At 72.8% G+C, this 14,421-nt stretch carries 15 protein-coding genes; 14 read left to right on the forward strand and 1 reads right to left on the reverse strand.

Features of this window, described 5'->3' with window-relative positions; genetic code table 11:
* The first annotated feature begins 204 nt into the window (after window positions 1–204).
* The 14 genes from hisI (at window position 205) to ACSIH6_RS18445 (ending at window position 12,452) form a co-directional block, all read left to right on the forward strand.
* Complete coding sequence (gene hisI, locus ACSIH6_RS18380) at window positions 205–549, forward strand: phosphoribosyl-AMP cyclohydrolase (protein WP_013154196.1); 345 nt, start codon at window positions 205–207, stop codon at window positions 547–549.
* Window positions 546–1,241, forward strand: a complete 696-nt coding sequence (locus ACSIH6_RS18385) for a Trp biosynthesis-associated membrane protein (protein ID WP_435109529.1) — start codon at window positions 546–548, stop codon at window positions 1,239–1,241. The genes hisI and ACSIH6_RS18385 overlap by 4 nt, the downstream gene beginning before the upstream one ends.
* On the forward strand, window positions 1,241–1,573 hold the full coding sequence (locus ACSIH6_RS18390) for an HGxxPAAW family protein (RefSeq protein ID WP_435109530.1): 333 nt from the start codon (window positions 1,241–1,243) through the stop codon (window positions 1,571–1,573). The genes ACSIH6_RS18385 and ACSIH6_RS18390 overlap by 1 nt, the downstream gene beginning before the upstream one ends.
* Window positions 1,574–1,839: 266 nt before the next feature.
* A complete protein-coding gene (locus ACSIH6_RS18395) occupies window positions 1,840–2,238 on the forward strand; it encodes a CD225/dispanin family protein (protein ID WP_435109531.1) in 399 nt (132 codons plus the stop codon).
* A gap of 118 nt (window positions 2,239–2,356) precedes the next feature.
* The gene (locus ACSIH6_RS18400; RefSeq protein WP_435109532.1) at window positions 2,357–2,866 is read left to right on the forward strand and encodes a DUF2752 domain-containing protein; all 510 of its coding nucleotides are present in this window, start codon (window positions 2,357–2,359) and stop codon (window positions 2,864–2,866) included.
* A gap of 94 nt (window positions 2,867–2,960) precedes the next feature.
* Entirely contained in the window at window positions 2,961–3,296 is a 336-nt protein-coding gene (locus tag ACSIH6_RS18405; protein ID WP_435109533.1) for a CD225/dispanin family protein, read from the forward strand.
* Window positions 3,297–3,521: 225 nt separating this feature from the next.
* The gene (gene trpC, locus ACSIH6_RS18410) at window positions 3,522–4,328 is read left to right on the forward strand and encodes an indole-3-glycerol phosphate synthase TrpC (protein ID WP_435109534.1); all 807 of its coding nucleotides are present in this window, start codon (window positions 3,522–3,524) and stop codon (window positions 4,326–4,328) included.
* Between the two features lie 242 nt (window positions 4,329–4,570).
* Window positions 4,571–5,788, forward strand: a complete 1,218-nt coding sequence (gene trpB, locus ACSIH6_RS18415; protein ID WP_435109535.1) for a tryptophan synthase subunit beta — start codon at window positions 4,571–4,573, stop codon at window positions 5,786–5,788.
* On the forward strand, window positions 5,785–6,603 hold the full coding sequence (trpA, locus tag ACSIH6_RS18420; RefSeq protein WP_435109536.1) for a tryptophan synthase subunit alpha: 819 nt from the start codon (window positions 5,785–5,787) through the stop codon (window positions 6,601–6,603). The genes trpB and trpA overlap by 4 nt, the downstream gene beginning before the upstream one ends.
* 631 nt (window positions 6,604–7,234) lie before the next feature.
* Window positions 7,235–7,750: a MauE/DoxX family redox-associated membrane protein gene (locus tag ACSIH6_RS18425; protein WP_435109537.1), complete on the forward strand. Its 516-nt coding sequence runs from the start codon at window positions 7,235–7,237 to the stop codon at window positions 7,748–7,750.
* A 48-nt stretch (window positions 7,751–7,798) separates the two neighbouring features.
* A complete protein-coding gene (locus ACSIH6_RS18430) occupies window positions 7,799–8,779 on the forward strand; it encodes a DsbA family protein (RefSeq protein ID WP_435109538.1) in 981 nt (326 codons plus the stop codon).
* Window positions 8,780–8,834: 55 nt separating this feature from the next.
* Window positions 8,835–9,947 carry a prolipoprotein diacylglyceryl transferase gene (gene lgt, locus ACSIH6_RS18435; RefSeq protein WP_435109539.1) on the forward strand — a complete coding sequence of 371 codons (1,113 nt, stop codon included), beginning with the start codon at window positions 8,835–8,837 and terminating at the stop codon, window positions 9,945–9,947.
* A 94-nt stretch (window positions 9,948–10,041) separates the two neighbouring features.
* Window positions 10,042–11,262: a hypothetical protein gene (locus ACSIH6_RS18440; RefSeq protein WP_435109540.1), complete on the forward strand. Its 1,221-nt coding sequence runs from the start codon at window positions 10,042–10,044 to the stop codon at window positions 11,260–11,262.
* Between the two features lie 158 nt (window positions 11,263–11,420).
* Complete coding sequence (locus ACSIH6_RS18445; RefSeq protein ID WP_435109541.1) at window positions 11,421–12,452, forward strand: hypothetical protein; 1,032 nt, start codon at window positions 11,421–11,423, stop codon at window positions 12,450–12,452.
* Window positions 12,453–12,624: 172 nt separating this feature from the next.
* On the opposite strand, the gene ACSIH6_RS18450 is transcribed toward ACSIH6_RS18445, so the two are convergent.
* On the reverse strand, window positions 12,625–14,382 hold the full coding sequence (locus ACSIH6_RS18450) for a bis-aminopropyl spermidine synthase family protein (RefSeq protein ID WP_435109542.1): 1,758 nt from the start codon (window positions 14,380–14,382) through the stop codon (window positions 12,625–12,627).
* Window positions 14,383–14,421 lie beyond the last annotated feature (39 nt).

A 14,421-nucleotide genomic window follows, 5' to 3' on the forward strand; every position in this document is an offset into this window, starting at 1 on the left:
AAACCCCCAGGGTACGAAGGCAGGGCGAAGGACGACGCACGAACTCTAGGACATCCGCGACCCCCGCCTCCCGGCACCCACCGTCCCCCCGGACCTCCGCCCCGAGCCGTCCCGCTCCGAGCCACCCGGAGTCACCCCGAGCCACCCCGACGACAGGGGACACCCGGTGCGGGGCGCTCCGGCGGCGGCCATAATCTGGAGTGCATGAGCGTCACCAGCCTCGACCCGGACATCGCCGCCCGCCTCAAGCGGAACCCGGACGGCCTCGTCCCCGCCGTCGTGCAACAGCACGACACCGGGGAGGTACTCATGCTCGCCTGGATGGACGACGAGGCCCTGCACCGCACCCTCACCACCGGCTCCGCCACCTACTGGTCGCGCAGCCGCGGCGAGTACTGGGTCAAGGGCGCCACCTCCGGACACACCCAGCGTGTGGTATCGGTCGCACTCGACTGCGACGGGGACACCCTGCTGGTCCGCGTCGACCAGGAGGGCGCCGCCTGCCACACCGGCGACCACACCTGCTTCGACGCCGGGAGACTCCTGTGAGTTCGTCCGCCTTCCCGCCCCGCGCGCGCCGGGAGTACGGCCTGGCCATGCTCGCCCTGGCCGCCGGGGCCGGGCTGCTGCTCGCCGCCGCCGGACGCCAGTGGGCGACCGGCGAGCTCGCCGCGCCGGGGCCGGTCGCCCCCGTCTCCGTGGAACTCACCGGAACCGACCTCACCGGCGCCCTGAGCGGCATCGGCTGGGCCGGGCTGGCCGGGATCGCTGGCCTGTACGCCACCCGGGGCTGGGCCCGCCGCGCGGTCGGCCTCCTCGTCGCCCTGGGCGGAGCGGCCGCCCTCAACGCCGTCTGGGGCGCCACCCGCCCCAGCGCGCTCCTGGACGCGGTGGCCGACAACACCACCGACACCGCCGGGGCCGCCCAGGTGGCCGCCGACCCCCGACTGCTGGCCCTGGGGCCCGCCCTGGCCGTGGCCGGAGCCGTGCTCCTGGTCGCTGCGGGGCTGGTCGCGGTCCTACGAGCCCCTGCCTGGCCGGGTATGGGCACCCGGTACGATCGGGACGCCGCACCGCGCGCGACCCGGTCCGAGACGCCCTCCGACCTGTGGAGGTCGCTGGACGCCGGTGACGACCCCACACTCGACGCTGAGCCCGGAGGCGCCACGCCCGCGGACTCCGGCGGCGCCGCACACGCACCGCTGGCAGCACGCCCAGCCGAACCTAAGGAGAACACCTGATGGCCGACGAGCACCACGACGACCACGGCAACACCCTGTCCGCCTGGTTCCTCACCGTGTCCTGGATCGTGGCGTGGTCCGTGGCGGCCTTCGTCATCGTCTTCCTCGGCGGCGACCTGCTGCTGTGGACCGCCGTCGCCCTCGTCGCCAGCGTCGTGCTCGCCGCGATCGCCGGTGTCATGAAGAAGGCCGGCTACGGCCGCAAGGAGCCCCGCCCCGTCCCGCCCACGCGCGAGGAGTGGGAGGCCGGCCGCAAGTCCGGCGCCGCGCAGCCCGAGCCCGCCGCCGCGCAGCCCGGCCCCGCGCTGGACCCCGACGCGACCAAGGTCTGAGGGACACGGGATATCGGGAGAGCAGCAGCTCACAACGAGTGAGTAACGGAAATATGGACGAAGGTCCCACGGGGCGGGTAGATTCGGCCCACCGGCCACGGCTGCCGCGTTGGTTCGGTTCGGTGGGAGTCCCACCGATCTGGCATCATTCCTTTCTGCCCGCGGTGTACGCGACCTGGTGAGCCAACCCTGCCCCGTGTTGGACCGGAGTGTTCCTCCGTGCGCCGCGCAAATCCCTTGTCCTCTTCCGGAAAGTTGTACCGAGCATGAGTTACGGTCCCCCTCCCCCCGGCAACCCCGGCCCGCCCCCCGGCGGCGGCTACGGTCCCCCCGGGGGCGGCTACGGCCCGCCCTCCGGTGGCTACGGTGCCCAGCCACCCTCGGGCCAGGCGCCGAAGAACTACCTGATCCACAACATCCTGGGGATCATCAGCTGCATCCCGCTGATCGGGATCATCGGCCTGGTCTTCGCCATCCAGGTCAACAGCAAGTGGTCCAGCGGCGACTACGCCGGTGCCGAGTCCTCGGCGAACACCGCGAAGATCCTGGGCATCATCGGCCTGGTGCTGTTCATCATCAGCGTGATCGGCACGATCCTCTACATCATCCTCATGGTGGTCGCGGTCGGTAGCGCGGCCACCTACGACAGCACCTACACCTACTAGCAGCGGGGCGCCGACACATCGGGGCCCGCCGCGCACATCCCCTGCTCCGCCCTCGCACTGCCACGAGGGCGGAGCCGCCTTTTTTCCGGCGGCGCCCCGCGATGGGTAGGCTGACCCCGTGCACCCCCACGAGAACCCCGGCACCGGCCCCGCTCCGGCGGCCTCGCCGTCCGAGCCCCGCCCCAGCCGCCTCCAGAACCTCGTCGAGCGCGTGCACCCGGTTGTCTGGCCGGTCTCCCTGGGCGCGACGGGCCTGGCCGGCGCCCTCCTCCTCCATGTCCTGGACCCCAACGAGCCCGGCAACTACCCCACATGTCCCTGGCTCCTGCTCACCGGAACCTTCTGCCCCGGCTGCGGGACCATGCGCGCGGTCGCGCTCACCACCAACCTGGACATCCTCGGCGCCATCAGCATGAACCCCCTGCTGTTCGTCCTGGCCCCCTACCTGCTGCTGTCCTACGCGCGCTGGTTCGCCGACGCGCTCGGCTTCCGCCGCGGACCGCGACAGCTCACGCCCACATGGTTCATCTGGGGCCTGCTCGTCCTCATCCTCGTGTACTGGGTGGCCCGGAACCTGCCCTGGTTCTCCTTCCTCGCCCCCGGGACCCCGCTGTTCCCCGGATGGTGACACGGAACCGGAACGGGTTCCCCGCGATCTGACCCAACGAGCGGATCCGCGAAACCGCGACCACACGCCCCACGGATTCTGGAGAGTTCCCCACATGTACTACGGCCCCCCGCCCAACGGCGGTTACGGCCCTCCCGGCGGCTACGGTTACCATGCCCCGCCCCCCGGCGGACCCCCCAGGAACTACCTGGTGTTCAACATCCTGGGCATCGTCAGCTGCATCCCGGTGATCGGCATCATCGGCCTGGTCTTCGCCATCCAGGTCAACAGCAAGTGGGAGACGGGCGACTACGCGGGAGCCCAGTCCGCCTCCGACACCGCCAAGATCCTGGGCATCATCGGCCTGGTCTGCTTCGTCCCCGTGGTCCTCTACCTCGTGGTCGTGCTCGTGTACTTCCTGTTCATGTTCGCGGTACTGGCGACCATGTGACCGCCGGTCGGCGCGCCGCACCGACACACCGGTGCGCGAGTCCCCTTTTCCGGCTCCCACCGCCGCCACCGCGGTGGCCTCCCACGGGGTCGGCGGCCCCGCGGTCCCCGCGGGTGGATACGATGACCAGCAACACGGTGCGGCGGTGTCCGATCCCGCCGCGCGAGGAGTCCGCACCACGGGCCACCACCGTGCCGGCCCACTTTCACGAGGGAGCAGTAACTGGTGAGCGTGCTCGACGAGATCCTCGACGGAGTACGCGCTGACCTGGCGCAGCGGCAGGAGGACCTGCCCCTTGACCGCCTCAAGGCCCAGGCCGGGTCGGTGCCCACCCCCAAGGACGCCGAAGCCGCCCTGCGCCGTCCGGGCGTGCACGTCATCGCCGAGGTCAAGCGGGCCAGCCCCTCCAAGGGCCCCCTCGCGGCCATCACCGACCCCGCGTCCCTGGCCCGCGACTACGAGGCCGGCGGCGCCGCCCTGATCAGCGTCCTCACCGAGCAGCGCCGCTTCAAGGGCAGCCTCGCCGACCTCCAGGCCGTCCACAAGGCGGTCGACACCCCGCTGCTGCGCAAGGACTTCGTGGTCAGCTCCTACCAGCTGTGGGAGGCCCGCGTCTTCGGGGCCTCCGCCGTGCTGCTCATCGTCGCGGCCCTGCCCCAGGAGGCCCTGGTCTCCCTGGTGGAGAGGGCCCGCTCGCTCGGCCTGATGCCGCTGGTGGAGGTCCACGACGAGGAGGAGGTCTCGCGCGCACTCGACGCCGGGGCCACCGTCGTCGGCGTCAACGCCCGCAACCTCAAGACCCTGGAGGTGGACCGGGACACCTTCTCCCGGCTCGCCCCCCTCATCCCCTCCGACGTCGTCAAGATCGCCGAGTCCGGTGTCCGCGGCCCGCACGACCTGCTGGCCTACGCGGGGGCCGGAGCCGGAGCCGTCCTCGTCGGCGAGAGCCTGGTCCGCGGCCGCAACCCGCGCGAGGCCGTCGCCGACCTGGTCACCGCCGGGGCCCACCCCGCCCTGCGGGACCGGAACTAGGGAGCCACAGCCCGTGAGAGGGTCGACGCAGGCACCGGCGGACACGGCGACGACACGCCCCGTCCGCAGATGGCGATGGCTCTAGGGAACCCGCGCCAGTGAGCCGCGGGTTCCCGCCGCCGCGTTGACCCACAGTCAGAACGCGCCGCCGGAGCCGGGCGGCGCACAGCCGGTCGGCGCGCGGACCCCGCGGCGCGAGGCCGGGGGAGCCCCGCGGTCGGCCCTTCCCAGGAGAGCGTGCCATGAGTCACGACCAACCCCTGCCCGACCAGCGCGGGCACTACGGCCGCTTCGGCGGCCGCTTCGCGCCCGAAGCCCTCATCGCCGCCCTCGACGAGGTGGCCGCCGAGTGGGAGAAGGCCAAACAGGACCCCCAGTACCAGGCCGAACTCGCCGAACTGCTCAAGGACTACACCGGGCGCCCCAGCGCCCTGAGCGAGGCCCGCAACTTCTCCGAGCACTGCGGCGGCGCGCGCGTCCTGCTCAAGCGCGAGGACCTCAACCACACCGGATCGCACAAGATCAACAACGTCCTCGGCCAGGCCCTGCTCACCAAGCGGATGGGCAAGACCCGCGTCATCGCCGAGACCGGCGCCGGACAGCACGGCGTGGCCACCGCCACCGCCTGCGCCCTGCTCGGCCTGGAGTGCGTGATCTACATGGGTGAGGAGGACACCCGCCGCCAGGCGCTCAACGTCGCCCGCATGCGCATGCTCGGCGCCGAGGTCGTCCCCGTCACCATCGGCAGCCGCACCCTCAAGGACGCCATCAACGAGGCCTTCCGCGACTGGGTGGCCAACGTCGACCGCACCCACTACCTGTTCGGTACCGTCGCCGGTCCGCACCCCTTCCCCAAGCTCGTGCGCGACCTGCACTTCGTTGTCGGCCAGGAGGCCCGCGAACAGGTCCTGGAGCGCGTCGGCAGGCTCCCCGACGCGGTCGCCGCGTGCGTGGGCGGCGGCTCCAACGCCATGGCGGTCTTCGCGGCCTTCATCCCCGACGAGGAGGTCGCCCTGTACGGCTTCGAGGCCGGGGGAGAGGGCGCGCGGACCACCCGCACCGCCGCCTCCATCACCGCGGGCAGCCCCGGCGTCTTCCACGGGGCGCGCACCTTCGTGCTCCAGGACGAGTACGGCCAGACCCTGCCCAGCCACTCCATCTCCGCCGGACTCGACTACCCGGCGGTGGGCCCCGAGCACGCCTACCTCGCCGACACCGGCCGCGCCACCTACGAACCGATCACCGACGCCGAGGCCATGGAGGCCTTCCGGCTGCTGTGCCGCACCGAGGGCATCATCCCGGCCATCGAGAGCGCGCACGCCCTGGCCGGAGCCCGCAAGCTCGGCGAGCGCCTCGGCCCCGACGCCGTCATCCTGGTGAACCTCTCCGGGCGCGGCGACAAGGACGTTGACACCGCGGCCGCCTACTTCGGCCTCGTTGACCCGGAGGGACAGGCGTGAGCGCCACCGCACTACAGACCAAGCTCGCCGAGGCCCGCGAGGCCGGACGCGCCGCCCTGATCGGCTACCTGCCCGCGGGGTTCCCCGACGTGGAGTCCTCCGTCCGGGTCATCCAGGCCATGGTCGAGGGGGGCTGCGACGTCATCGAGGTCGGCCTGCCCTACTCCGACCCCATGATGGACGGCCCCACCATCCAGCGGGCCGCCGACCGGGCCCTGGCCGCGGGCACCACCACCGACGACGTGTTCCGTGTGGTCGAGGCCACCGCCGCCACCGGCGCCGCCGCCGTGGTGATGTCCTACTGGAACCCCATCGAGCGCTACGGGGTCGAGCGCTTCGCCGCGGGCCTGGCCAAGGCGGGCGGGGCCGGGGTGATCACCCCCGACCTCATCCCCGAGGAGTCCGAGGAGTGGGTGGCCGCCTCCGACGCCTGCGGCCTGGACCGGGTGTTCCTGGTCGCGCCCTCCTCCACCGACCGGCGCCTGGCCCTGACCACGCGGGAGTGCACCGGCTTCGTGTACGCCGCCTCGCTCATGGGCGTGACCGGCACCCGCACCCAGGTCGCCGACACCGCCGCCGCGCTGGTGCGGCGCACCCGCGAGGCGACCCGCGACTCCGGACTGCCGGTCTGCGTGGGCCTGGGCATCTCCACCGGCGCCCAGGCCGCCGAGGTGGCCGCCTACGCCGACGGCGTGATCGTCGGCGCCGGGTTCTGCCAGCGCGTCCTGGACGCGCCGGACCTGGAGACCGGACTCGTCGCGGTCCGCTCCTTCGCCCAGGAACTGGCGCGGGGAGTGCGCTCGGGCCGCACCTGACCCGAGGGGCCCGCGGCCAGCGGGACGCGTGAACACCGGCGGGGGTCGTCCACGGGACGGCCCCCGCCTTCGTCGTGCGGCCCCGCTTCCCAGCGGACCCCCGCAGCCGCGCCGGACAAGGCAACGGTCAAACCGGTGAGAACCGGGTGGGAGAGCCCCCGAAAAAACCTCGTGACACCTCTCTGACCAGGCACCCATGAAGGGGGAGGGACGCCCTCCGCCCCGAGGGGCATCAACCACTGCGCCCGAAATCCCGGACTCAGCGTCATGCACCCAACACAGGCAGTAGGATCTGACCCGACACGAAGGGCGACGAGACGCCCACGCATGGTGGTGACGGGGCCTCTTTCCCGACGCCCACCCGCCCCTCCGGCCCACCGGGCCGTGCTCGTCCCGGACGCGCACGGGGCGGGTGGCGGCGCGCGGTGGCGGTGACCACATCTCCACGTCCCGGGAACCCCGCACGGCCCGGTGACGACTCCATGGAGGAACCCGCGCCCGCTCCGGCGGGCGCGGCGGTCACGGCCGCACCGAACGGCAAGGAGGCAGGGGCTTCCCTCCCGCCCGCAGGCGGAGACACCCGCCCCGCACACCAGATGACCCGCCCGCTCTCTCCCCGGAGGCCGCAGTGATGGACACAACCGACCAGACGCCCGCCACCGACCCCGCGCCCGGAGGGTCGCGTTGGGAGGCCGTCCAACCCTGGCTCAGCCTCGCCTGCCGCGTCGGACTGGCCGCCGTCCTGGTCTTCGCCGCCGTCTCCAAGTTCCCCCCGGCCCTGTCCGTCCAGGCGGTCGAGGCCTACGACCTCTTCCCCGCCGAGGTCGCGCGGTTCATCGGCTACACCCTCCCCCTGTTCGAACTCGCCCTGGCCGCCCTCCTCCTGATCGGACTCGCCACCCGCTACGTCGGCGCCGCCAGCGCGCTGCTCATGGTCGTCTTCATCGCCGGGATCCTCTCCGCCATGGCCCGGGGGCTGAGCATCGACTGCGGCTGCTTCGGCGGCGGCGGCCAGGTCGACCCGGAGGAGACCACCTACGGGCTCTCCATCGCCCGCGACATCGCCTTCGCCGCGATGGGCGCCTTCGTCGCGGTCTGGCCGCGTTCGCCCTTCGCCGTCGACCGCGCCCTCGGCCTCTTCCGGTGACCCCGGACGGCCGACCGTATCCAGCAGCAGTGAGGAACAGGGGAAGACATGGGCAGTGAAGCGCGCAGGCGCTCCCGCGAGAAACTCAAGGAGCAGAGGGAGAAGGACAAGCGCAGGGCCAAGCGCAACAGGACCCTCATCGTGGTGGGCGTCGCCGCCGCGGTGGTGCTCCTCATCGTCGGCATCGGCTACGTCGCCCTCAACGCCGACCGCCGCGACGGCGAGTACGAGGGGGCCCTGGCACCGACGACCCTCCAGCAGGACGGCAGCGTCGTCATGGCCCAGGAAGGCGCGTCGGCCCCCGTCGTCGAGGTCTACGCCGACTACCAGTGCCCCGCCTGCCGCCAGTTCGAACTCCTCAACGGCGGCGTCCTCAAGGAGAACGCCGCCCAGGGCGAGGCCGTCGTCCACTACCGGCCGGTCAGCATCTTCGCCCAGCAGCCGGTGCCCCTGAGCAGCAACTCGCTGCGCGCCGGGGCCGCCGCCCGCGCCGCCGCCGACCACGACCGGTTCGTGCGCTACAACGACATCCTCTTCGAGAACCAGCCCACCGAGCGCACCGAGGGCTTCACCGTCGACCAGCTCAAGGAGTGGTTCGCCGAGACCGACCCCACCCCGGAGCAGCAGGAGCGGTTCGACCAGCGGGTGGAGGACGAGGCCGCCGTGGTCTCCCGGTTCACCGAGGAGTTCCTGCCCGCCCTGACCGAGGACGCCATGGCGCAGATCGGCGAGGACACCCTCGCCACCATGGTGCTGACCGACCTGCTCGCCTGGGGCGCCGAGCACGGCCACGACCCCTCGTTCCTGGAGGGGACGTACACGGGCCAGATCATCGAAGCCACCGGGAACGCCTACACTCGCTACAGCGGAGACAACGCCTTTCGCGGAACGCCCTCCGTCTACATCAACGGTGAGTTGCTCGACAACGACACCGCCATGACCGCCCGGGGCCTCAACGAGGCGATCGCCTCAGCGGAGCCCGGCGAGGTCGACACCCAACCCACAGGCGACGGGGGTGGCGCGGAGTAGCCATCCCCTAAGACACCCCCGCACGCGGGGCGAACCCGAGAGCAGACCAGTGACATTGTCGTCGACAGCCACGGAGGGCGCGGTCGAGTTCGGCCGGGCCCTCGCGGCCTTCCCCAGCCCGCAGGTCAACTCCATCCCCATCGGGCCGCTTCAGATCCACTTCTACGCCCTGTGCATCCTCGCCGGAGTCATCGTCGCGGTGCTGTGGAGCGAGCGGCGCTGGGCCGCCATGGGCGGTGAGAAGGGCACCATCATGGACATGGCCGTGTGGGCCGTGATCCTGGGCCTGATCGGCGGACGCCTCTACCACGTCATCAGCGACGCACAGCTGTACTTCGCCGAGGGCCGCGAGCCCATCCGCGCCCTGTACATCTGGGAGGGCGGACTCGGCATCTGGGGAGCCATCCCCATGGGAGCCCTCGGCGTGTGGCTGGTGGCCCGCAAACGCGGCCTGTCCATGTCCAAACTCTCCTTCGCCATCGCCCCCACCATCCCCCTGGCCCAGGCCCTGGGCCGCTGGGGCAACTACTTCAACCAGGAGCTGTTCGGCAGGCCCACCGACCTGCCCTGGGCCGTGGAGATCTCCCCCTACCCCAACGGGGCCCTGCGCCCGGGCATGGAACTGGGCGTGAGCACCTACCACCCCACCTTCCTCTACGAGTCCCTGTGGTGCCTTGGCCTGGCCGTCCTGCTGGCCTGGGCCGGCCGCCGCTACGAGCGCTCCCTCCAGGGCGGACGCCTGTTCGCCCTCTACGTCATGGGCTACTGCGTCGGCCGGTTCTGGATCGAGTACCTGCGCGTGGACCCCGCCAACGACTTCCTGGGCCTGCGCCTGAACAACTGGACCTCCCTCCTGGTCCTCCTCGCCGCCCTGGCCTACTTCGTGTGGGCGGGACGGCGTATCGACTCCTTCTCCAGCGCCGTCGTCCCCCACGGCCACGACGCCGGAACCCAGGTGTTCGGGCCCACAACCGACGGTGAGACGCGCGACGACAGCACCGTCTACAGCGCCCTGGACAGCGAGGAATCGCGTGTCGGTTCGCAAAGCTCCAGCTCACAGGAGGCGGGGACGGAATACCACCCGAGCCCTGAACGATCTAGTAGCGAGGGCTCGACCGATAGGGACGCCGGGGACACGGGAACCGAACCCGGGACGAAGCCCGAGTAGACACAGGGAAGCCACGTGGACCGGCCGTGTCCGGGCACGCATCTGGGCCCCTGTACCTTTCGAGCAGACCACGGGTTGACGATTGAGAAAGACCGTGAGCAGAGCTGAGTCCGGGCACGGCCGCAGAGGCCGACGCGCCCACACCGAGGACCGCGCCGACGACCAGATCCTGGACCAGGACCAGGAGGGGTACGACCCCGAGGAGGACTTCTCCGCGGAGTACGGCCACACCCGTCCCGCCGACGACGGTGGCCACGACGGCTACGACGAGGGCTCCTACGACGAGGACGACGGCGCCGACGGCATCGACGCGGACGGCGCCGAGGAGGCCGGGGGCGGCCGCGCCTCGCGCCGCAGGAAGGGCCGCGGGGCCCGCGGCCCCTCCCGCCGCAGGGCCCCGGGCAACCGGGCCACCGGAGGCAGGCGGGCCGGAGCCACGGGAGTGAACAAGGTCTCGGCCTTCTCCGCCGCCGCGATCAAGCGCGTCTCGGTCCTGGGCGACCGGCCCAACCAGATCGTGTACACCCTCGCCGAGCAGAGCAAGCGCAAGCGCGGCACCGCCGTGCTCGGCGTCCTGCTCGGAGCGTTCAGTGTCGCGCTGATCGCCCTCCTCGGCCTGCTTTCCTACCAGCTCCTCACCGGGAGCGGCGGCGCCGTCGCGGGCGGGGACGACACGGTCGTGACCCCGCCGGACGGGCACAGCACCCTCACCCCGGAGCTGTACCTGTCCGAGCCCAACCGCGAGGACGTCTTCGGCGCCATCAACGAGCGCCCCGAGGGCATCGAACCGATGACCGAGGAGAGCGTGTTCGACCCGGTCCGCGAGATCGGCCTGGACGATATGAACCTGGAGCTGCGCCAGGGCGCCGTCACCGACTCCTGCACCTCCCTGGTGTGGGGTGAGGAACTCGGCCAGAGCCTGATCGACGCCAACTGCGTCCAGGCCGCCTCCGGTGTGTACACCGACGGGGACGAGCAGCACGTGGCCCAGTTCACCCTGTTCGACCTGGCCAACGCCGAAGCCGCGGCCGAGGTCGAGCGCGAGCTGGACCCGACCAACGCCGAGAGCGGCGCCGGGTTCCTGCTCACGCAGACCGGCGACGAGGTCCCCGGCCTGCGGGACGGTTACAGCCAGGCCACGACCCAGGTCATGGGCCACTACCTGGCCGTGTTCTGGGTGGCCGACACCGACGGCACCCCGCCCGGGGACAACACCGACATGGCGACGCTGAGCGTGGCCTCCATGAACGCGGCGCGCTACGTCTACGAGGAGGTCGTGGCCGTGAACCAGGCGGCGGAGCAGGCCGAGGAGTAGTCTGTCCCGGCCTGTCGGAGGCCCCGATAGGATCTGCGACAGACCGACCCGAGGTCACATGAGGCGCGGCGAGGATTCCCGGCCTCACACACCCCCGAACACATCGGTCCGGCCCGCGTACGCGCGGGCCGGACCGCATCCGAGGAAAGGTCCATTGGGTGTCCCCTTCTGAACCGTCGGCGTCCGGACCCGCGGGGCGTCGGAGGAAGAGCAGCGAGCCCGACACCGAGCCCGAGGGGCGCTCCTCCCGGGAGGGCGGGCGCCGACGGGCCGGGGGGCGCAGGAAGAGGGAGTCCCGGCGCCTGGGCCCCCTCATCGCCATCGTGGCCGGTGTGCTGGTCGTGGCGCTGATCGCCCTCGGCGTGGTCCTGTACCTCAACGCGGGGGAGGAGGGCGGCGAAGGGCAGGCCGCCCCCCAGTCCCGTCCCGCCGTGTACCGGGTCATCGACGCCGGCAGCATGAACGAGGTGCTCGCCACCCGCGAGGCCGACAGCCGCCCCCTCAACGAGAACGAGCTGTTCGGGGATCGCAACGCCGAGATCTCCAGCCAGAGCATCGACTTCGCCCTGCGCGACTCGGCCCTGGCCGAGGACTGCGCCGCCGCGGTGTGGGGCGAGCCCGTCAAGGCCGCCCTGGCCGAGGCCGACTGCACCCAGGCCGGGCGCGCCACCTACGTCTCCGACACCTACTTCGGCGTCGTGGCCGTGTTCAACCTCGCCGACGTCGAGGGCAGCCGCGCGGTCGCCGCGGCCCTCACCGAGCCCGAGGGGGAGGACGCCGAGGACCCCGGCTTCGTGCTCTCCCCGTCCGGGGCCGAGCCCTTCGACCGCCTGGGCAGCGGCTACAGCGCCAGCGACGCGGTCGTCAGCGGCCACTACCTGGTCCTGGTGTGGGTGCAGCCCACCGAGTCGGAGTCGGTGGAGGACAGGGTCAGTCTGTCCGGGCCGCTCGTGGCGCTGGCCAACTTCCGCGACCCGCTCTACCGGCGCATGGTGCAGCAGGAGGGCACCACCGGCGGCAGCGAGGGGACGACGGAGGGGACCGAGGGCACCGGAACCGAGGGCACGGGTACCGACGGAACCGGGACCGAGGGTACGGGCAGCGGCACCGAGGGCGAGGGTGTGACCGGCACCGAAGGTACGGGTACGGGCACGGAGCTGCCCGGAACCGGGACCACCGGCACCGGCTGACCTCCCCACGCACACGCACGAAGGGGCCTGCGGCGTCGCAGGCCCCTTCGTCGTCCCCGGGGCGGGCACGCAGCAGCCCGTTGGCTGGCCGGAAGCGTTACCAGTGTGAGGCGTGAGCCCTTGACCTGCGACGGCGAAGGGGGCGGGCCGGTGGACCTTTCCGGTCACCGGATCAGGACGGGGGCGCCTGGACCCGCTCCAACAGGTCGGCGGCCACCCCGCGCAGCTCGCCGAAGCGGTGCTCGGGCAGGTCCAGCAGGGTGTGCCCCGACACCCACTCCGGCGCGGCGGCCACCGCGTGGCGCGCCGTGCGCTTGTTGACCGGACCTCCCCGCCACGCCGACACCTCCACCAGCCCCGCCCGCAGGGTCGCGGTGAGCGTGCCGTGCGCCCGCTCCTGCACGTGCGCCAGCAGCCGCTCCACCGCCGAGTCCGCGTCCGGGCGCCGGGTCAGCCGCACCGCCGTCAGGCCGTCCGCGCCGAACCCGCGCAGGAACCGCACCCCGAAACGCGGTTCCACCAGGGCGCGCAGCCCCCGCTGGCCCGCCTCGTCGCGCACGCACGCCGCGGAGGACGGCACCAGCACGTACACGGTGTCCCCGGCGGCGGCCAGGGCCGCGCGCGCCGCCCAGCGGTCCCACCCGCCCGCGAGATTGACCACCGCGCAGCCGCCGCCCTGCCCGGGCGCCTCCATCCACGTGGACAGGCGCACCCGCCCCGACCCGGCGACCTCGCCGGGCCACGCGCCCACCAGAGTCGGCGCACGGTCACCACCGGTCTCCCGGGTCTCCTCGGCCACCCGGTCCAGCACGGCGCGGGCCCGGTCGGCGTCCAGGCCGCCCCGGGCCTCCTTGGCGTTCACCCCCTGGCTGTACACACGCGCCACCTCACCCGAGGGCGCGGGCAGCGTGCGCGCCAGCGGACGCAGCACGTACAGGTCCGAGGCCGCGCCGATCGACTCGGCCCCGTGGTAGCGGTTGAAGTCCGGCCACACCGCCTCCAGCAGCAGGTCCATCCGCACCAGCCGCGCCTGCGTGGCCGCGGCCAGCCGCGGGGTGGTCTCACTGGCCCCGTAGGCCACCAGCACCCGGCCCCGGCGGGGGTCGGCCATCCCCTCCACACCGCGCCGCACGAACAGCTCCACCCCGTCGGGCGTGTAGGGGGGATCGGTGAACACCACGTCCGCGACGCCGCGCACCGCGGGCGGCAACCCCAGACGCAGGTCCGCGGCGTGCGTGCGCACCGCCAGTCCCAGGTCGGCGGCCAGGGCGTCGATGTGGGCCAGGACGCGCTCGTCGATGTCCACGACCTCCGCGCGGGCGCCCAGGCACACCAGGGCCAGCGCCACCGAGGTCAGGTCGTGGTCGCCCACGCACAGCAGCGTGCGGTCGCGCAGGTCGAACCGGGTGGACAGCAGCAGCGCCCGGCGCAGCGCGGTCTCGGCCGTCGCCGCGACGTGGTCCAGGTCCAGGTCCGAGGCGGGTCCCTGTTCCACGGCGCGCGCCAGCTCCGCCAGCGCCCGTGAGTAACGGGGGAGCAGGTGGGCCACCGGGTCGGCGGGCTCCTCCCCGGCCGCGCCCGCGTAGCGCTCCGGCCGCACCAGGCGCACTCGGCCCCGCCCGTCCCCGGCCACCAGCTCACCGGCCTCTGTCAGGGCCTCCACCAGGGAGGACACCAGCGCGTACGCGACGCCGCTGGCGCGCACCAGCGCGTTCGCCTCCCACTCGCGCCCGTCCGAGAGCAGCGCCAGCACACGCCGCAGCCGGGGCGCGTCCACACCGTGGCCGCGCAGCAGCTCCGAGGCGGGCTCGGGAAGGGGCGGCGGGCCGTCGGGGGAGCGGTCGGCGCGGGCGGCGCGGCCGTCCGCGGCTGGTACCCGCCCGGAGGCAGCGGAAGGGGGGCCGTCCGGGCCCGGAGGAGTCGCGTGCATGCGTCGATCGTCCCACGCGCGCCGGGGCGGCGCGTGGTC

Origin of the sequence: Nocardiopsis synnemataformans, from assembly GCF_965343085.1 — a bacterium.
GTDB lineage: Bacteria > Actinomycetota > Actinomycetes > Streptosporangiales > Streptosporangiaceae > Nocardiopsis > Nocardiopsis alborubida.